Annotated in this window: 12 protein-coding genes; 4 read left to right on the plus strand and 8 right to left on the minus strand. The window is 68.5% G+C overall.

Features of this window, described 5'->3' with window-relative positions; all coding sequences use genetic code 11:
• Nucleotides 1-6: 6 nt before the first annotated feature.
• The 6 genes from WMF22_RS15970 to WMF22_RS15995 form a co-directional block, all read right to left on the minus strand.
• Nucleotides 7-1,611, minus strand: a complete 1,605-nt coding sequence (locus WMF22_RS15970; RefSeq protein ID WP_438036286.1) for a hypothetical protein — start codon at nt 1,609-1,611, stop codon at nt 7-9.
• Between the two features lie 299 nt (nt 1,612-1,910).
• Nucleotides 1,911-2,606, minus strand: coding sequence for a HEAT repeat domain-containing protein (locus WMF22_RS15975; RefSeq protein WP_437299931.1), 696 nt, complete (start codon nt 2,604-2,606; stop codon nt 1,911-1,913).
• Between the two features lie 338 nt (nt 2,607-2,944).
• Entirely contained in the window at nt 2,945-3,823 is an 879-nt protein-coding gene (locus WMF22_RS15980; RefSeq protein WP_438036287.1) for a hypothetical protein, read from the minus strand.
• A 73-nt stretch (nt 3,824-3,896) separates the two neighbouring features.
• Nucleotides 3,897-4,685, minus strand: a complete 789-nt coding sequence (locus WMF22_RS15985) for an outer membrane beta-barrel domain-containing protein (RefSeq protein ID WP_437299933.1) — start codon at nt 4,683-4,685, stop codon at nt 3,897-3,899.
• A gap of 561 nt (nt 4,686-5,246) precedes the next feature.
• Nucleotides 5,247-6,599: a signal recognition particle-docking protein FtsY gene (gene ftsY / locus WMF22_RS15990; protein WP_437299934.1), complete on the minus strand. Its 1,353-nt coding sequence runs from the start codon at nt 6,597-6,599 to the stop codon at nt 5,247-5,249.
• Nucleotides 6,600-6,743: 144 nt separating this feature from the next.
• Nucleotides 6,744-8,522, minus strand: coding sequence for a carboxypeptidase regulatory-like domain-containing protein (locus tag WMF22_RS15995; RefSeq protein ID WP_438036288.1), 1,779 nt, complete (start codon nt 8,520-8,522; stop codon nt 6,744-6,746).
• 492 nt (nt 8,523-9,014) lie between these two features.
• Between WMF22_RS15995 and WMF22_RS16000 the strand changes: the two genes are divergently transcribed.
• On the plus strand, nt 9,015-9,800 hold the full coding sequence (locus tag WMF22_RS16000) for a HEAT repeat domain-containing protein (protein WP_437299936.1): 786 nt from the start codon (nt 9,015-9,017) through the stop codon (nt 9,798-9,800).
• A 76-nt stretch (nt 9,801-9,876) separates the two neighbouring features.
• Entirely contained in the window at nt 9,877-10,746 is an 870-nt protein-coding gene (locus tag WMF22_RS16005) for a HAMP domain-containing protein (protein ID WP_437299937.1), read from the plus strand.
• 254 nt (nt 10,747-11,000) lie between these two features.
• Here the strand turns inward: WMF22_RS16005 and WMF22_RS16010 are convergent, their stop codons facing one another.
• On the minus strand, nt 11,001-11,546 hold the full coding sequence (locus tag WMF22_RS16010; protein WP_437299938.1) for a YraN family protein: 546 nt from the start codon (nt 11,544-11,546) through the stop codon (nt 11,001-11,003).
• Nucleotides 11,547-11,553: 7 nt separating this feature from the next.
• Nucleotides 11,554-12,417 carry a hypothetical protein gene (locus tag WMF22_RS16015; protein WP_437299939.1) on the minus strand — a complete coding sequence of 288 codons (864 nt, stop codon included), beginning with the start codon at nt 12,415-12,417 and terminating at the stop codon, nt 11,554-11,556.
• A 739-nt stretch (nt 12,418-13,156) separates the two neighbouring features.
• On the opposite strand from WMF22_RS16015, the gene WMF22_RS16020 reads away from it, so the two are divergent.
• Both WMF22_RS16020 and WMF22_RS16025 read left to right on the plus strand, forming a co-directional pair.
• Nucleotides 13,157-14,734 carry a tetratricopeptide repeat protein gene (locus WMF22_RS16020; protein WP_438036289.1) on the plus strand — a complete coding sequence of 526 codons (1,578 nt, stop codon included), beginning with the start codon at nt 13,157-13,159 and terminating at the stop codon, nt 14,732-14,734.
• A 91-nt stretch (nt 14,735-14,825) separates the two neighbouring features.
• The gene (locus WMF22_RS16025) at nt 14,826-18,686 is read left to right on the plus strand and encodes a tetratricopeptide repeat protein (protein ID WP_437299941.1); all 3,861 of its coding nucleotides are present in this window, start codon (nt 14,826-14,828) and stop codon (nt 18,684-18,686) included.
• Nucleotides 18,687-18,693 lie beyond the last annotated feature (7 nt).

Raw genomic sequence — 18,693 nt, forward strand, 5'->3', positions numbered from 1 at the left:
CCTCGCTCACGGCGCCACCCGCAGGTTCACGAGGCCGACGACGCGGAAGCGCTGGCCCACAAGCCGGTTCATGTCGTGCTCCCACTCGATCTTGAAATCCGCGGCCTCGCCCGGCCGGTACCCGGCCCCGAGGACGTATCCGAACGACGTCGCGCCCCGGTCCGGCCTGAGCGGATCCTCCCAGTCGTACAGCGACATCCGCGCTCCGAGCGCGTAGCGCTGCCCGCTCAGCCGCTTCTCTCCCGAGAGATCGGCCCCCGTCCGCCGCCCGCGCTCCCCTGTCTGCAGCATCCCGCGGAGCTCGACCGACGTCGTGCGGGTGCGGTAGCGGCCCGCGAGGTTCGCGAGCACGTCGGTCGAGATCGTCGCGGCGCGGTTCTTCTCGTCGCGCGCGTAGTCGCGGAGATCGCCGTCATTCGGATCGAGCGACGTCGCGCCGACGCAGCCCGGTCGCCTCACCGCCTCGCACTGGCCAGCGCCGAACTCCTCCGGGTTGCCTTCGGCGATCCACATCCGCGTGCCGCCCCAGGCCGCGACGTCGAGCTCGCGGGTGATGTCCACCGCCGCCCGTCCGGTGATCGTGGTGATGGGATCGTGGGTGAACCAGTTCCAGATCGAGTCAGCGTCGAACGTGGGAACGAAGTAGTCGACGTCCGCTCCCAGCGTGACGCGGCTCCCGGCGTACACCTCCAGGCCGCCGTAGAACGAGCCGACGAGCTGGTTGTAGAAGTCGTAGGTCACTCCGCCCTTGATGCCGCCGAGATCCGGCTTGTTGAGGTTGGCGGCGTACCCGAGGCGATCCTGCGAGATGCGCGACCCATCGGACGTCCGGACGCCTCCGTCCGGATCCGGGAACTGCTGGGTGACAGAGGTCCCCAGGTTGTAAACGCGGCGGTAGGTCAGGCGACCGTGGATGTAGTTCGGGCCGGCGCTCTCGAGCGCGACGCCGAACGCCGGCGCCAGATCGGCCTCCTGATACGACGGGAAATCGGCTGCGCTCCCAGGCTGCGTCCGGTCGTCGCCGAATCCCCGGTGGCTGCCGCGCCAGATCCCCTGCCGCTCGAAGCGCGATGTGGAGAGCGGCAGGCCGCCGCGCTGCTCGAGCCCGCCGTACGCCTCGAGTTGAACGTAGTAGGGCGTCGTCAGCCGGACGAGCGCGCCGTCGAACGACCACCACCCGAGCACGTCGCTCACGTACTGGCGGCCGACCCGGAAGCCGAGCCACCCGCTGGCGACGTTCCGCCCTTCGACGTACGCGTACATCAGATCGAGGGGCGCCTCGCGCAGCCCCGGGATGTAGCGCGAGCCGCCATCGATGCTGTAGTCGGTCTCGCCGCCCCGCTGCGCGCCGTCGAGGTGGCCATTCATCCCGAAGTCCGCGTCGAGCCGGAGCCGCACGGTCGCCGAGTAGTCGGCCTCGCCTGGGGCGGAGTCACCCTGGAGGTTGTAGACGGCGAGCCCCAGCGTCTGAAGGAGCCGACGCCGCTCGATGTTCGTGTCGCCCCAGGGGCCCGCGACCTCGTAGGCCTGGACGCCGGTCGTCGACTCGACCTCGAAGTCGGCTGCGGCCGCGCTGCGCGCGGCGAGCGCGCAAGGCAGCAGGCACGCCACGGCCAGCGCGCGTGACAGGGGGAGGCGACGGAGGGGGACGCGACGGGCGCTCCCCACGAGCGTGCCTGGGCGCGCGTCGCTGGAGCGCCGGGGACGAGGTCGTGACGGAAGCTCCGCCATCGATGAGCGGTGCTCAATCACGGACTGCGCTCGCTTTCGTCTTGTGCGGGCCGTTCTGCGCGGCTTCGCTCTCAGCTACCGCCGAGGGCTGAACAAGCATGGCGTGGAGTTTCGTCCACGCGCGGTGATGCTGTCAACCCGATCGCAGGGCGAACGGACTTGTCACGATGCGCGCCGGGTCAGCTGTATCCAGCGCCCTTCCGGAGCTTGCCGTCCGAGCCCACGCTGAAGCCGTTCGAGTCCTGGAGCGCCTGGCTCGCGCTGCTCCGCAGCTCGGCCGGCACCGTCCAGCCCCGGGTCATCAGCCCCTCGGCGACCTTGTTCTTCACCCGGACCGACTCCTCGGCCGCGAGCATCTTCACCAGCGCTGGCACGCTCGCCTCATCACCCTGGGAAAAGATGGTCTGCACGGCGTGGAAACGGACCGTCTCGTTGACGTCGTCGAGGAACCGCTCGACCGCCACCCGCACGTCGTCGCCCCTGATGTCGCCCAGCGCCATGATGAGCTGCTGCTTCGGCTCGACGTTGCGCGCATACTCCGTGTCGAAGCGGTCGAGCAGCTGGACGAGCTCGGTCCGGTACCCGGTGTCGTCGAGCAGCGCCCGCAGGATCTTGAGCGGCCAGGTGAGCGCCTCGGCCTTGATGCAGAACTCGACAACGGCCGGCACCGCGTCCTTGCCCGCATCGACGATCCCCCGGAACGCCAGATCCTTCTCCTCTTGATCGGTGATGGAGGGGTCGATCGAGAACGTGAAGCGCCTGAGGAGCGCCGCCGCCGCATCCGCGCTCTTCATCGCGGCGAGCGACTGGATGGCGTCGAGGCGGTCGTACGTCTGAGCGCGCTTGTCCGCGACGACCTTCGCAGGCCCAGCCACCTTCTTGTCGGAGGGGGCGCCCCCGGCAGGGGGATTGCTTTTGCGGAGAAAATCGAAAATACCCAACGCTGACCTCTGGTGGCTGTCTCCGACGCCCGGTCCGAGCTACCCGGCGACCGTCGTCAGATCTATAGCGGGGCGCATCTTCATGCGCTACGGGCTCATCCGCGTCGTTCGGCTCGCTGCGGCGTACTCTCGTACGCCTCACGCGCCTGCCTAGCGGCTGAGCCCGTATCACACGAACCTGCACCCCGCTAGAGTGACTCCCTGCAGAGGGGGCTTCCCGCCCGAGCTACCCCGGGCGAACCGGCTCCGTTACCGCGAGCCGGCGCAGCCGTCTACTCCGTCGTCTTGATGCCGGTGGGGAACTGAATGCTCAGGCTCACCGTGACCATGCTCGTGAAGTGGAATTCGCGGTCCTTGTCGTCCACCTTGCGGTCAGGGAACGCCTCGTCCGTTCCGAGCCCGTGGTTGTCGAAGCCCGACGTATTCCATGCGAACGGCAGGGCACGCCACTCCGCGCCGAAGCCGATGAACTCCGACGGGTAGAAGTTCCAGCCGAGGCCGAACGTCGGCGCGAAGGCCATGCGGCTCTCGAGCCCGAAGGTGTCCGAGCAGGAGTTCTGGTTGTTCGTGCCGCACTCCTTGCGCTCCTTCACGCCGATCGCCGCGGCTCCCGCGAAGAAGCTCACGTCGGTGTCGACGAAGAGCTCGGCGAACAGCGCCAGCTTTCCGCGGAAGGGAACGACCGTGACCTGGGGCGCTGCGACCCACTGGATCTGTCCGAGCTGATCCTTCGTCAGGTCGCCCTTGGTCAGGTTGACCCTGGTCAGCTGGCACGCCTTCGTGAAGGGCTGGGTGTCGCAGTTACGCCCGTCGATCGCGACGCGCTGGAGCTCGTCCGTCAACCCGGTGTTGTACTGAAACCCGTACCCGCCCCAGGCGCCGAAGCCGAGCCAGTCCGTGAAGTGGTAGGTGAGCCGCAGGCCCGGCATGATCGTCCGCCGGTACTCGTCCAGCAGCGTGAACGATGCGCCTGGAGCCACCTCGAACCGCCCGTCACGGTGGAGCCGGAGCTTCCGCACGGCCGGCGCGCCGGCCAGAGGGCCCGTGAGCTGGATCTCCTGCGCCTCCGCGGGCGCAGCCGTCATCAGAAGTGCACAGCCGGTAAGCCCTGCCACCACGGTGCAGAGGCTCTGGACGAATCGACGCATCATGCCTGTCCCCGTCTTTGGCTGAATCATCCTATGTCTCGCGCTCAGCGTCTGCGCGTCCCCGCGTCCAAAGTCCTCACTTCGGCAGCCGGTATTCCCAGGAGAACGGCAGGAAGACCGACAGCCCGACCTGCGCCTGTACGTTGTTGGTGAAGCTCTTCCCCTCGGCGAGCCAGGTGCTCTTGTCCTGAGGGTTGTTCGGGTCGACGCTGGGGTTCTCGAGCTCGTCGAAGAAGATGTAGTCGCTGACCTCGAACATCGCCGCGAACCAGCGGTTGAAGAAGATGCGGAGGCCACCGCCGACGTGGAACGAGAGCTTCGGCTTCCAGTCGAAGGTGCGGTTGTCGGGATCGACGACGGCCATGGGCCTCGTCGAGATCGCGCCGACACCGCCCAGCACGAAGAAGTCGTAGTGGAAGATGAAGTCGCTGAACCCGGCGAACTTGCCGTACGCGGGGACGTACGTGAAGTTCGCATTCGCGTTCCACTGATACTCGGTGATCGGCTCGCCGACACGCGCCGCCCTGCTCGTCTGGAAGTTGAAGTCCGACGGCGTGTTGAGGCCACCGTACCAGTTGCCGTTGACCCCGATCGCGAGGACGTTGGTGAGGTACCAGTTGACCGCGAGCCCCGGCCCGTTGTGGCCGACGAACTGATCGTTCATCGTCAGCCCGAAGTACGGGTTCACCTCGAAGCGGTGGTAGCGCAGCGCGTAGATCTGCTGCACCGCGTAGGTCTCGTTCTTGAGATCCTTCGCGGCCTCCTTCTCCAAATTGATCGTGGGACACGCCGTCGGGTCGATCGCACAGATGTCCCCAAGCCCCGTCGTCTCGCCGCCCTCGGCAGGGGCCGCGGGCGCCTCCACCGGCTCCGTGCCTTCGGCAGGAGTCTCTGGCTCGTCGAGGTTGATTTCCTTGGGTTGCCCTTTTGGCTGAGCTGATGCCGTAAGCGGCATCGCGACCAGCGCAGCCGCAACGAGAAGCCCCACGCGAGCCTGGTTCATCGCCATCCCTTCCGAAGTCCGTGCGATGCGAGCGATCGATCGCCCAGGTAGTACAGCTTCCTAACTACTCGAATTCATTAAATAATTCGGTCAACCGCCAAGCCCGACGGACTATATCACGTCGAAAATAAAAGGATCAACAACCAAATCCTTTTGCCACGGACGACCGGCGGCGTCGCAGAGGGGACCCGCCGGGTGGACACGCGGCGAGCGGCAGACTCGCTGCACAATCACCGCGGGCTCGGATCGCCGGTGTGCTTGCGCCGAGGGCGCGACGATGGTGGCGCCTGACGGGTTCAGCGGCAGAGGCGCGGCGTGCTGAGACATCGGAGCCATCGCCCGTTGGTTGGACCGCTGTCGAGCCGCGCGATTGGGTGGTGAGGAGAGATCGAGCGCCGCCGGCGCTCACGCCGCGACCGCGCTTCAGGCGGCCGCGTCTTCGGAGCCGCTGGCGCGGCCGAGCATCGCCTCGACGAACTCGTCGGGCTCGAACTCGCGGAGGTCTTCCGCGCGCTCGCCGATGCCGACGTACCGGACGGGCAGCCCATGCTCGGCGCAGATGCCGAGGATGACGCCGCCCTTGGCGGTGCCGTCGAGCTTCGTCAGCACGATGCCGGTGATCGGCAGCGCCTCCTTGAAGAGCGCGGCCTGCTGCATGGCGTTCTGGCCGTTCGTCGCGTCGAGCACGAGCAGCGTCTCGTGAGGCGCGCCCTCGAGCGCCTTGTTCATGGTGCGCGCGACCCGGGACAGCTCCTCCATGAGGTTCGTCTTCGTGTGCAGCCTGCCGGCGGTGTCGGCGAGCACCACGTCGGCGCCGGTGTCCTTGGCCTTCTGGATCGCGTCGAAGATCACCGCGCCGGGGTTCGCGCCGTCCTTGCCGCGCACGACCTCGCAGCCGACGCGCTTGCCCCAGACGTTGAGCTGCTGCACCGCCGCCGCGCGGAACGTGTCGCCCGCCGCGAGCACCACCGTCCGGCCCTCGGCCTTGAGCTGCGTCGCGAGCTTGCCGATCGTGGTCGTCTTTCCCACGCCGTTCACGCCGACCACCATCACGACGGTGGGCTGCGCCTTCAGCGGCAGCCCGCCGCCGGCGCCGACGCGCAGGATCCGCTTCGCGTGCTCGCGCAGCGCGTCCCAGACCTTGTCGGTGTCGGCGAGCTCGTTCCTGCTGAGCGCCGATCGGATCTCGTCGAGGAGGAGCTCTGTCGTCTTCACGCCGACGTCCGAGGTGAGCAGCACCTCTTCGATCTGCTCGACGACGTTGGGATCGATCTCCTTCTTGCCGGCGAACAGCGCCTTCAGCCGGCCGAAGAACCCCTCGCTCTCCCGCACCTTCGTGAGGCCTTTGCGGAGCCCCTCGATGTCTCGCTTGCGCGCGGCCGGAGGCGCGGTCTCCCGCGCTGGCCTGGCGGCCGGCTTGACGGCCGGCGCCTCGATCGCGGGCGCGATGGGCGCCTCCGCGACCGCGGCCTCGGGCGCCGCCGGCGCGACGGCGGTCGGGGGCGCGACGGGGGCGGGCGCCGCCGCGGGCGGCTCCTCCTGCGGCGCGGGCTCCTTCGCCTTCGCCGGAGGAGCTTCCTCCGCCGGAGGCTTCTTCTGGGCGCGCGGCTTCTCGGTCGGCTTGTCCGCCGGCTTCTCGGAGGGCTGCTTCGCCTTCTCCTGGAGCTTCTTCGGTTCGGGGGGCGCTGCGATCTCCGGTGGCGGCGCCTTCTTCGTGACGAAGTAGACGATCGCCGCCACCACGACGAGGCCGACGATAATTAGGGCGATTTCCACGTTGGCGTTCTCCGGCGAGGGAGCCGACTATATGGGACGCACCCCATACGTCAACGTGCGGTCGCGCGGGGGCGCGATCCGACCAGCGAAACGGCAGATCGGCGCGGCGACGGGGCCGGCGCTCCGCGGGCCCCGTCGCCTGGCTCACGGGGCTAGCGGCGAGGCGCCCGGCTTGGGCTCCGAGGCCCCGAGGTCCTGCTCGATCCGCTCGTCCACGGGATCGGGACCGAAGGCGGCGTGCTCGATCCGGCTCGCCCAGAGCTCGACCTCGCGCTGCTGAACCCTGCTCGCCGCCCGGCGCACGTGCCCGGGCGTCGGCTCCGGCGGCCCCTCGAAGGGCGCTCCCTGGCGCCGCGCCCAGCGCACGAGGCGATCGAGGACGGCGCGGCGCCGCGTGACCAGCGCGATGCCCAGCTTGCTCGGCGACGGGAGCGCCTGCTCATGGCTGCTGTGCATCGGCGCGCGGACCACGAGCCTCGCGTCGCTCCGGTACGGCGCCTCGATCGAGAACTCGCCGACGTCGTCGGTCAGCGCGCGGGCGATGACGCCGCTGCCGTCGAAGGCGGGGACGACGATCACGAGCTCGGCGCGCGCGATGGGCGTTCCGTCATGCGCGTCGGCGACGGCGCCGCGCCAGCCGGTCGCGCCCTCGAGCGGTCCCACGACGCGCACGCCGGCGCGGCCGGGCGGCGCGACGGGCCGCTCGTCGCCCGCGCGCGTCGTCGCGGCGCGCTTCGGCGCCCGCCGCCAGCCGCCGAGCACCCAGCCCGCGATGGCGAGGACGGCGGCGCCGAGCGCGATCTGCCGCCACGCCCCTGGGCCCGCGACGGGCACGTCGATCGCGAGCTCCGCGCCGGGGATCCACCACGGAGCGGCGGGCACATAGCGGAGCGAGATCGGGACCGTCCCCGCTCGCTCGGCGGTGAACGCGGCGATCACCCGCGCCTTGCCGCCGGTCACGGTGGCCGCCCCGACGGGCTCGCCCGCGCGCAGCGCCTCGACCACGCCGCCCTCGACAGGGCCGCGGGACGAGCGCACCTCGACGTCGATCGGCACGCCGTCCTCCGCGCGTGCCGGCTCGACGGGATGCGACAGATCGAGCGTGACCTGCGCGTACCGCACGACGCTCTGGCTGACGCTCGCCTTCGCGAGCGTGGTGGTTCCATCGAAGCGCGCGCGCAGCACGCCCTGGCCGGCGCCGTCGAGGCGCTCGGTCGGGAGCTCGAAGCGCGCGCGGCCGTCGCCGCCGGTCGGGGCCTCGGCGAGCCGCGCGCCGCGCTCGTCCTCGAGCGCGATCGGGAGGCGCTCGCGCTCGAACGGCGCGCCGCTCCCGACGCCGCGCGCGCCGCTGCGATCGAGCCGGAGCGCCACGGTGACGTTCACCGTCGGGCGATCGAGATCGACCGCGTCGACCGGCGGGTCGAACCGGAGGATCACCGGCGCGAGCGGGGCCGCGTGCGCCTCGATCGGGATCTTCGCCTCGACCGCGTCGTAGAGCTTTCCCCCTGCGAACCGGATGCGCAGCGTCGCGTCCGCGAGCGGCGCGCGCCCGCGGAGGCAGAACCCGCCGCGCTCGTCTGTCGCGATCACGTAGCCGCCTTGCGAGGGGCGGGGCTCGCGGGCGCGCGCCGCGCCGTCGGCCGCGCACCCGAAGGCCGCCGGCAGGACCGCGGGGGCGCCGGCGCTCGTGAGGGCGTCGATGGAGAGCGGCGCCTCCGCGATCGCGCTCCGCGCGTCGTCGACCACGCTTCCGCGCACGACGAACCCGTCGGGCTCGGTCCATGCGACCGCCTCGATCTGCGCGCTTCCGCGCACATGGATGCGGAGCGGCGCACCTTGCGTCTGCGCGTGCGCCGCGGGCGCCGCCGCGAGCGCCGTGGCCGCGAGGAGCGCCCATGGCAGGCATCGTCTCAGTCCGCGCATCTCCCGAAGGCCTCCGGCGAGCTCCTCGTCATGGTCGCGCATTATCCGTCACGCCGACGCGGCACGGGCAAGGGGAAGCCGATCCGAAGCCGCGCCGAGCTCGCGCTCGCCCGGCGACCGGCGCCCGCGGCGCGAGCGAGCGAGCGAGCGAGCAAGCGGCGTGTGGACGTAAGCGGACGTGAGCGGACGTGCACGCGAGCTCGCGGCAGCGCGTCGGGTCGATGGCGGCAGCGGTGGGTAGATAAGCGGATGGTGAAGCCGTGTTCGCCGTGAGCCCAGCATGGTTCACGCGTTGAAGCGCCGCGGGCAGGCCGCGTCAAACCGTCCAGTCTGGTCGCAGCGAGGAGCGAGCGAATGCAAGGCAAAAGTGCGAGCGTGTGCGCGCCAATTTTCGGGTGTAGACCCGCTGATCCGATCGCCACGGCGGCGATGCGCTCGTGTATCGTCGGACGTGGAATGCGTCGGCCCTTTTCAGTGCTCGTGTTGCTGGTTGTGACGCTTGTACTCTCGCTGATACCCACGAGGCTCTACGCGGATCAGCGCACGAGCTACCTCGCCGACCAGCTCAGGACCAACGAGGACTATCGCGTCCGCACGCAGGCGGCGCTCGCGCTCGGCGCGTCGGGAGACGACGCCGCCACGAGGCCGCTCTGCGACGCGCTCACGGACAGCAACGCGTCCGTCAAGGTCGCGGCGGCCGCGGCGCTCGGCAAGCTCGGCAAGCCCGCGGGGCTCGCGTGCCTGGAGCGCGCCGAGGGCCGCGAGCAGACGCCGGCCGTCAAGTCGCAGATGCAGAAGTCGATCGCGGCGCTGTCCGCCGGCGGCGGGGGCGGCTCCGCGGCGCCGCCGCCTCCGGGCGCGGACACGAAGTACTACGTCGCCATCGAGATCACGAACAAGAGCGGCCGCCCCGAGTCCGAGATCGAGCCGCTCGTGCGCGCCGCGATACAGTCGAAGCTCCTCGCGAAGGCCGGCTACGCGGTCGCCCCCAAGGGCGAGACGGTGGCGCAAGGCAAGAAGATTCTGAACGGCAAGAAGCTGAAGGGCTTCTATCTCCTCGCCACGGTCGAGCCCGCCGTGTACCAGGGCGGCAACCTCACCCAGGTGGTCCGCGTCAGCATGTGGACCTATCCGGCCAAGTCGCTCCAGGGTGAGTTCGCGCCGAAGCTCACGCAGAGCGGCACCCCGAAGAAAGACGTCCAGAGCGAGAACACCCTGATGAAGATGTGCGTCGAGAACGCGGTCGACACCTTCCACAAGGTCGTCGCCTCGCTGTGACGCACCTTCGCTGCTCGATATTGGCTTTTCCAGTGCCTCACGACCCTTGTCATCTCCAGCCAGCTTCGAGGATCCCATGAGCGACGCTTCCAGCACGGCCCCGCAGACCTCCGCGCCGGAGGTCAGAGCGCGCTACCAGCGGAGCGCGCGGAACTACCTGCTCGACCAGAACTTCCAGCTGAAATACACGGGGTTCCTCGTGGGGATCAGCCTTGCGCTCTCCGTGGCGCTCGGGATCCTCCTCTGGAACGCGAGCTCGAAGATCATCGAGCAGAGCCGCAGCGCCGTGCAGCAGGGACAGGAGACCGTCCGTCAGGGGCAGGAGACCGTCAAGCGCGGCCAGGAGGTGCTCGTCCAGAGCCGTCGGGTCAGCGAGGTCGTCGCGATGAACATCGCGAAGGAGTACAAGGACGACCCCGAGCTCGCGAAGACGTTCGGCGAGGCGGCGCAGCGCGACGAGAGCAAGCTCAAGGACGAGCAGGCGCGGCTCGAGCGCGACGCGGCCACGCTGCAGCAGCGGGCGGAGGCGCTCGAGCGGCAGGCCGCCGACGTGGCGAACAACCAGCAGATGCTGCTCCGCCTCATCGTCGCGCTCCTGTCGTTGCTCGTCCTCGGCGTCGGTGTCGCGGGCATCGTCTTCACGCACAAGATTGCCGGGCCGATCTTCAAGATGAAGCGGCTGCTCCGTCAGGTCGGCGAGGGCAAGCTGATCGTGCGCGAGAAGCTCCGGAAGGGCGACGAGCTCCAGCACTTCTTCGAGGCGTTCGAGAAGATGGTCGAGGACCTGAGGGCGCGCCAGCAGGGCAAGATCGCCAAGATGGATGCGATCCTCGAGAAGCTCGAGGCGGGGGCGCGCGCCCAGAAGGGGACGATGGAGATCGACCCCGAGGGCCTCTCCCAGCTGAAGCGCCTCCGCAGCGAGATGCAGGAGCAGCTCGACGCGTGATCGAGCCCGCGCGCGGTCGGTCGACGATCGCGCTGCCCGAATCCAGCCTAAAATCAAGCCAAAAATAAGAGAATTCAGGCCGCGCGCTCCCGCACGGCCTCGCCCGGATCCCTCCGGCCGTACCGTCGCCGCGCGGTGCTCGCGCGCACAGGAGACGGGTCCAGATCGGCGTTGTCGGCACGGAGGCGTACTTCAGTACGCCGAGTACCGAAAACGTCGAGATGGGCCCGTATCCGCAGCGCGCGAGCACCGCGCTAGAAGGCGGCCTTGACGATCTCGACCGTCGCTTCGCCGCTCGGGAGGAACGTCACGGACGCGGCGTCGAAGCGCATCCGCTCCACGCCGCGCACGCGCGAGAACGTGGCGCGCCAGAGCCGCTCACCCGCTCGCCGCACGCGGGCGCGCTTGCGCGCGTCGATGCTGTCGAGGGCGCGGACGTACGAGCCGGCGCCGCGCGTCCGCACCTCGATGATCACGATGACGGGGCCGTCGCGCGCGACCACGTCGATCTCCAGCCGCCCGACCCGCGCGTTGCGCGCGACGATCTCCACGCCCTGCGCGGCGAGGTGAGCGACCACCGCGTCCTCCGCGCGCGCGCCGAGCGCTCGCCGCGCGTCGGCCGCCGGAGCGCCGGCGGGCCCGATAGCGGTCCGGCTCGTCGCCGAAGCCGCCGGCGCGCTGCGCGTGGCGGCGCGCCCGTCGCGTGAGCCTGGATCGTCGCTGGGAGGGAGGGAGAGGAAGGTGCCGGCCAGATCGGCCGTCGTCGGGCGAGGGCTTCGCGAGCCGCGACGGCCGGTCACCCGACGCCTAGAAGCCTTCGCACTGGTCCGAGTTGGCGCGGCCCTGCACGTCGCCGCAGGCCCCCTCGTTCTCGAACTGGGTGTTCTGCTTGATGCAGTACTTGCCGGTGATGTTCGGGTCCCCGAGGCCGACGTTCGGCCGGATCTCCGAGCAGGTGAAGCCCTGCGGGCACTCGCAGAAGTTGAAGTTCGGGTCGTCCGGCTCGCCATCGGCCACGCCGCACCGGCACGAGCAGTACACCGCCTGCTGCGCGTTCCGGTTCGAGGTGCCGGCGCACTGGCCGCAGACAGGCGCCGCGACCGGATCCTTGGTCCCCGGCACGCAGCAAGGCTTGCCTTCGTTCTCCGCAGCCGACTTGGTCGGGTCCTGGCAGTCAGTGCCGAGGTTGTCGCGGCAGATGTACAGCTCGCAGACCCCCTTGTCCGTGTTGCAGGTCCACCCACCGCTGGGGCAGTCCTCGTTGCCATCGCAGCGGCAGAACGCGCCCGCGCTGTCGCACATGCCGCTGAGGCACTGGCTGTTGCCGCCATCCGGCTTCGTCGGATCGCAGTCGGGCGCGTAGTACGACTCCGACAGCACGCAGTTGGTGCACCCGCCCTGCCCGGGCGTACACGTCGCGGGCGCCTCCTGGCCGAGCGGGCAGCTCACGCGCCCCTGGAAGTGGTTCACCAGGCAGATCCGCGTCTGGCACTGGAAGGATCGCGATTCGATGTTCTCTTCCGTCACCTTGAAGCCAGCGAACTGCGGATCGTACTCGTCTTCGGGCAGACACGGGTCGCCGACGCCGCCGCTCTCGCACGCGGAGGGCAGGCTCGCCATTGCGACGACGCTGAGCAGGCCGAGCAGGCCGGACAGAATGGAACGGGTCATCAGAACGTGCTCCTTCGGCGGCGGTGCGCGCCACCGCTTCTGCAGAGGCGCGCGGACGGGAGGCAAGAAAACGCTCAAGTCGAGGTGCTCAAAGGCACAACGTCAGCGGTTGGACCCTAGACGAAGCGCGCCTCGAGCGTCAACAGCCGGATGGGCCGCGCCCGTCCACGTCGCCGAGGTGGGCGGGCGCCGCCGGTGCGAGGCGTTCGACCCTGAGCGCGCTGGTCCCTTGGCAGCGGACGGTCAGGCTGCCGCCTGGGCGGCAACAGTGCGGCCACGGCGCGACGATCTCGTTTAAGGAAGCGAGCGCGCCTCCGTTCGATAATTCCACCGTCGACTCCTACGCAGTGCGCAACCCCAAGGTCGACCCGGCGCCCGGTGTCTCAGGACGGGAATGCAAGAGGGGGCCCCTCGCCCGGCATCGCTTGACAAGCTGCGCGCCACAATCCTACCATCCCCGGCCACACGCAAGTATCCGTTGATTCTCATTGAACTTTTTGGTTCCTGACCGAGCTGCCTCGGGGGTCTACGGCGCGCGTTCTCCGTGTGTGGAGCCGCGAACGGGGCGAAGGGGCCACGATCTTTACGTCGCCGAAAGCGAGGAACGACGATGCGGAACCGGGTGGCGAGTATCTGCCTTGTAGCTTCTGCCCTGTTGCTATCCCCCGCCGTGGGGCATGCGCAGCCCGGCAAAGGTAAGCCCGTCGCGGCTGAAAAGGCGGACGCCAAGGGCGACAAGATGCCCAGCAAAGAGGTCAGCGCCGACGAGGATGCGGGCCCCGTGACCGCGGGCCAGATGACGGAGGAGGCGGCGCAGGGCAAGCGGCTCTTCGACAGCGAGCGGTGGAGCGACGCCGCGCGGCAGCTGAAGCGCGTCGTCGACGGCGACACCGGCGATGACGACGGCAACAAGCAGATCGCCCAGTACCACCTCGCGATCGCGCTCTACCGCCTCCAGTTCTACCAGGCGAGCTACGCGATCTTCTCGCAGATCGCCGACAAGCCGAACCACCTCAAGTTCAACGAGACGCTGCTCTGGCTGTCCAAGCTCGCGACGCAGCTCCCGGAGCCGGCGGACATCATCGAGCGCGTCGGCAAGTACAAGACCGAGCAGATCGCGCGGTTCAACAACCCCCAGCAGCGCGACCTCTACTGGCAGCTCAACTACCTGCTCGGCCGCTACAAGTACCGGAACCGGAACTACGAGGAGGCCATCAGCCTCTTCGCCAAGGTCGATCCGAACAGCAAGTACTACGTCCAGGCCCAGTTCTTCAGCGGCATCTCGTACGTGCAGCTGCGCAAGTCGGTGCCGGCTGTCAAGTCGTTCCAGCGCATCGTCCAGGCGATCGACGAGGGCGTCGAGGGCCTCGAGGACGAGGCGCGCATGCGCGACCTCGCGTTCCTCTCGATGGCGCGCACCTACTACTCGGCCTCCGTCCGCCTCGACGACAACAACGTTCCGACGATCGACGCCGCGAAGCTCTCGGCCGCCGTCAAGTACTGGAACCGCGTCGACGTCGCGAGCGAGTACTGGCTGGACAGCCTCTTCGAGCAGTCCTGGGCGTACTTCATGGCCGGGCTGTACCCGCAGGCGCTCGGCAACATCCACACGATCGAGTCGCCCTACTTCCCGAACTCGTTCTATCCCGAGGCCGACATCCTGAAGGCCGTCGTCTCGTTCACGATCTGCCAGTACGGCGACGCGACCACGATCGTCGCGAAGATGAAGAAGAAGTACGAGCCGATCAAGAAGGACCTCGAGTCGATCCTGGTGCGGTACCAGGGGGAGGGGAACGAGGAGCGCTTCTTCCAGTTCCTGAAGGACGTGGGCGCCGGCAAGGGCGACATCCCGCCGAGGGTCCGGCCGATCGTCGAGAACGCGCTCTCCGACCGCCAGCTCCGCCGCAACATGGAGTACGTGCGCATCCTCGATGAGGAGGCGGATCGGTTCAAGAAGGCGCCCGCCAACTTCCGCAACTCTCCGGTCGGCAGCGACGTGACCGACGCGCTCGAGTTCGCGAGGAGCCTCGCGATCCGGAACGCCGGCACGCTCGGCCGGGAGCGCTACCAGCGCAACCTCGACGAGCTCAACGAGCACCTCCGCGACTCGTCGAAGATCCTCATCGACATCACCGCGGCCGAGAGGAACAAGCTCGATCAGCAGGTCGTCAGCGGCCAGCTGTCGAAGGAGGACGCGCTCACGTACGGCGTCGTCAAGCCCGACGACGAGCACGTGCTCTGGCCGTTCGACGGCGAGTACTGGCGCGACGAGCTCGGCTTCTACCGGCAGGTCGTGACGTCGAAGTGCAGCAAGTGAGCGATTTCATCATGGTTGGCCCCGCGGCCCGAGGTCGCGGGGCAGGCAGCGCTTCCTCACGGGGGTCCGTGGCGGAGGGACGGAGATGGAGATGAAGCAGTCGAAGTTCGGTGTACTGCATGCGCTCCGCGCGGCGGCGGGTACGTTGGCCGTGGCGGCGTGCGCGGTCACAACGAGCCCCGCGTCGGCGGCCGACGCGTGCATCACGCAGCCGGCGAAGGATGCGATCGCCGCCTGTCCGGGCGGCAAGCTCCAGGTGTCGGCGGGCAAGAAGCCGCAGGTCAGCTTCAAGTCTGCCCCGCAGGGGATCCAGCTGAAGAAGCGCGAGGACTTGACGAAGCCGACCAATCCGACGGCTTCACAGGCCTCGGCGCAGCGCGACGAGCGGCGAAATCGCCTCGCCCCGAAGGTGAGGAGCCTGCTCGTTACGGAGATCCAGGGGCTCGAGGGGCTGTACTCCTCGACGCCGAAGAACGCGCCGGACCGGCCGAAGCTGATGCGGCGCCTCGCCGAGGGCTACGTCGAGCTCGAGTCGGCGGCGTTCCGCGACAAGACCGAGGGGCAGATCAAGGCGGACGAGGCCAAGCGGAAGAAGCCGAAGGCGGTCGCCGGGCTCCGGGCCGAGATCGCCAAGGCCGACAAGATCCTCGTCCTCGCGCGGAAGCAGGCGATCAAGTACTACACGGACCTGAAGACGCAGTATCCGAAGTACTGCCAGAGCACCAACGCGGCCGACCCCGCGAAGAGCACGGGCTGCACGGACGAGGTCCTCTACTACCTCGCCTACGAGTACGAGCAGGCCCAGCAGCTCGAGAACGCTCGCAAGGTCTACTTCGAGCTCATCAAGAACTGGCCGAACTCGAAGTACATCCCGAACGCGTACCTCGCCTTCGGTGAGCTCTTCTTCAACGAGGCGCAGGGCGACCCGTCCAAGTGGGACCTGGCGGAGCAGTCGTACGTCAAGGTCACCCAGTACCCGCCGCCCGAGAACAAGGTCTGGGGCTACGCCCACTACAAGCTCGGGTACGTCTACTGGAACAAGGGCGACTTCGCCCGCGCCATCAGCGAGTTCAAGAAGACGATCGAGTACGGGCAGCAGTTCCAGCAGATGCCGAACGCGGCGCAGCTCGCGGTCTCGGCGCGGCGCGACATCATCCCCGTCTACGCGCTCGCGGGCGACCCGCGGAAGTCCCACGACTTCCTGCGTCCGCTCAGCGGCGACGCGAGCGGCAGCTCCGAGAAGACGTTCAAGATGATGGACGACCTCGGGCAGAACTACCTCGACACCGGTCACTACAAGGAGGGCATCGAGCTCTACACCGACCTGATGACCCGCGATCGGGGCCCGAGGTACTGCGTCTACCAGGGGCACATCGCGGAGGCGACGCTCGCCATGAAGTCTGGCAACAAGGACCAGATCATCGGCGAGCTCGGGCGCCAGCTCGACGTCCACAACAAGTTCCAGGGCGAGGGGCACCCGGCGGACGCCAAGCTGAAGTGCTCGAACATCACCGCCGGTCTGCTGACCGAGACGGCGATGGCCTGGCACCTCGAGGCGGTGGGCTCGGGCGGCGTGCGCGGCACCGGCGACAAGAAGACGATGCAGCTCGCCGCGCAGCTCTACGACAAGGTCGTCAACAACTTCAAGCAGGAGCAGTTCGCCAAGTTCGAGTTCCCCCGCATCCTGAAGGAGGACTGGCCGAACATCTTCAAGATCAAGTACGCGATGGCCGACCTTCTGTACTTCCAGAAGGACTGGGCCAAGTGCGGTCCCGCGTTCGACTCGGTCGTGGCCGAGGACCCGAACGGGCCGCAGGCGGCTGAGGCCGCGTACGCCTCGGTGCTCTGCTACCAGAACATCTACACCGAGACCCACAAGGACGGCTCCCACTTGAAGGGGTCCGGCAACCTCCCCGACGGGGGGACGGGCAAGAAGGGCGACAAGAAGGCGGAGAAGGCGAAGTTCCAGCCGAAGGACTTCAGTGACAGCCAGAAGGGCATGATCACCGCCTTCAACCGGTACGTCTGCTACATCAAGCCCGCGGCCAACGACAAGGAGGCCCAGGAGCAGTACGTCGAGGTGAAGTACGCGCGCGGCCGCACGTACTTCGAGGCGCAGCACTGGGAGGAGGCCGCGCTCGCGTTCCGCGACGTGGCGCTGAACCACGCCGACAAGGAAGTCGGCATCTACGCGTCTCAGCTTTACCTCGAGTCGCTCAACGTCCTCGGCGCGAACATGGACCCGCCGCGTCCGTCTTGTTACGACGACATGGCCGCGGATGTGCCCAAGTTCATCGATCTCTACTGCAAGGGCGGCAAGGAGAAGGAGAACGCCGAGCAGTGCGGCATCCTGATCCGCATCCAGCGCGACATCGAGCGCCTGCGCGCGCAGAAGCTCGTCGAGGCTGCTGACGCGGCCGGCGGCGTCGAGGCCCTCAAGAATTACGAGAAGGCCGCCGTCGCCTACATGGACATGTGGAAGAAGTACGGCGAGGCCGCCTGCGAGGCGAAGCAGTCCGCGTGCGAGAAGAGCGAGGAGATCCTCTACAACGCGGCCAAGGCGTTCCAGGCCGCCCGCCTCATCGCCAAGTCGATCTCGGCCCGCAAGATCCTGCTCGACCCGCGCTACAACCTCCACAACACCGAGCTGGCGAAGACGTCGATCTACGAGATCGGCGGCAACTACCAGGCGATCGCGGTCTACGACGAGGCGGCGAACTGGTACGAGCGCTACGCCCGCGAGAACCCGAAGGGGGAGAAGGCCGCCGAGGCGCTCCAGGACGCGGTCGTGCTTCGGCTCGGCCTCGGTCAGGAGGACCAGGCGATCAAGGACGCCGACCTCTTCAACAAGAACTACGGCAAGGCGAAGCCGGCGCAGACCGCGCAGATCGCGTTCGCGATCGGCGCGCACTACATCGATCGCGAGGACTGGGATCAGGCGCGCCGGCGGCTGTCGACGGCGATGCCGCAGATCGATCGCAACGCGACGTTCGACGTCCAGGTGCAGGCGCACGCGATGTACGCGCGCGTCCTGCTGCAGACGAAGAGCGTGACCCCGGCGAACGGCGAGTACAACAAGGTCCGCGGCTACTGGAAGGACCCCGCGGCCGCGCTCAAGAAGCTCGACGCGATCGGCGGCGAGGAGCCGGAGAAGCTGCGCCGGCTCGGCAAGGTGCTGACCGCGGTCGGCGAGGCCTACTTCCACTTCGCCGAGCAGAAGCGGAAGGACGTCGATAAGATCAAGTTCCCCGAGTACAAGGGCTCCGGGAACCGCGAGGACGTCCTCAAGCACATCAACACCAAGGTCGCCGACTGGGTGAAGAAGAAGCGCCCGGCGATCGAGGCGGCCGACGTCGAGTACCAGAAGATCCTCAAGCTGGAGCCGACGCCTCCGCCGAAGTGGGTCATCGCGGCCGGTGCGCGCGTCGGTCAGATGTGGGGCAAGTTCGTCGCCGAGTTCCGGGCCGCGCCCATCCCGAAGGAATGGAAGGGGCACGGCATGGTCCCGGGCACCGACGTCTCGTACGACGAGATCCGGGGTGAGTACTACTCGCGCCTCGACGAGGCGAGCGAGCCGCAGAAGCAGATGGCGAAGGGCGCGTTCAAGACCTGCCTCGACCTGTCCGTGAAGTACCAGTACTTCGACGACTACTCGCGTACCTGCGAGGTGTGGCTGTCGAAGAACTACGGCGCCGAGTACCACCTCATCGACGAATTCCGTGGCTCGCCGTCGCGGGTCAACTCCGGCATGAGCGAACGCCCTGCGCCGCTGAACCTCGACGGGACCCCCTTCCGTGAAGCGCTGACCGCAATCGACAAGCCGGCTGCGAGCAAGGACAAGGAAGAGGGCGAGGACAAGAAGGCGGGCGAGGACAAGAAGGCGGCGCCGGCGGGTGGCGCGTCCAAGGAAGGCTCGGCGCTCGATCGGGCCACGACCCGACCCAGGAAGTGATGGAGCG

Origin of the sequence: Sorangium sp. So ce204 (genome assembly GCF_051526795.1) — a bacterium.
GTDB lineage: Bacteria > Myxococcota_A > Polyangia > Polyangiales > Polyangiaceae > Sorangium > Sorangium cellulosum_B.

Coding starts and splice junctions, on each gene's coding strand:
- WMF22_RS15980 (WP_438036287.1), bottom strand. CDS start 3,823: ATGATGCGTCGATTCGTCCAGAGCCTCTGCACCGTGGTGGCAGGGCTT.
- WMF22_RS15995 (WP_438036288.1), bottom strand. CDS start 8,522: ATGCGCGGACTGAGACGATGCCTGCCATGGGCGCTCCTCGCGGCCACG.
- WMF22_RS16005 (WP_437299937.1), top strand. CDS start 9,877: ATGAGCGACGCTTCCAGCACGGCCCCGCAGACCTCCGCGCCGGAGGTC.
- WMF22_RS16015 (WP_437299939.1), bottom strand. CDS start 12,417: ATGACCCGTTCCATTCTGTCCGGCCTGCTCGGCCTGCTCAGCGTCGTC.
- WMF22_RS16020 (WP_438036289.1), top strand. CDS start 13,157: ATGCCCAGCAAAGAGGTCAGCGCCGACGAGGATGCGGGCCCCGTGACC.
- WMF22_RS16025 (WP_437299941.1), top strand. CDS start 14,826: ATGAAGCAGTCGAAGTTCGGTGTACTGCATGCGCTCCGCGCGGCGGCG.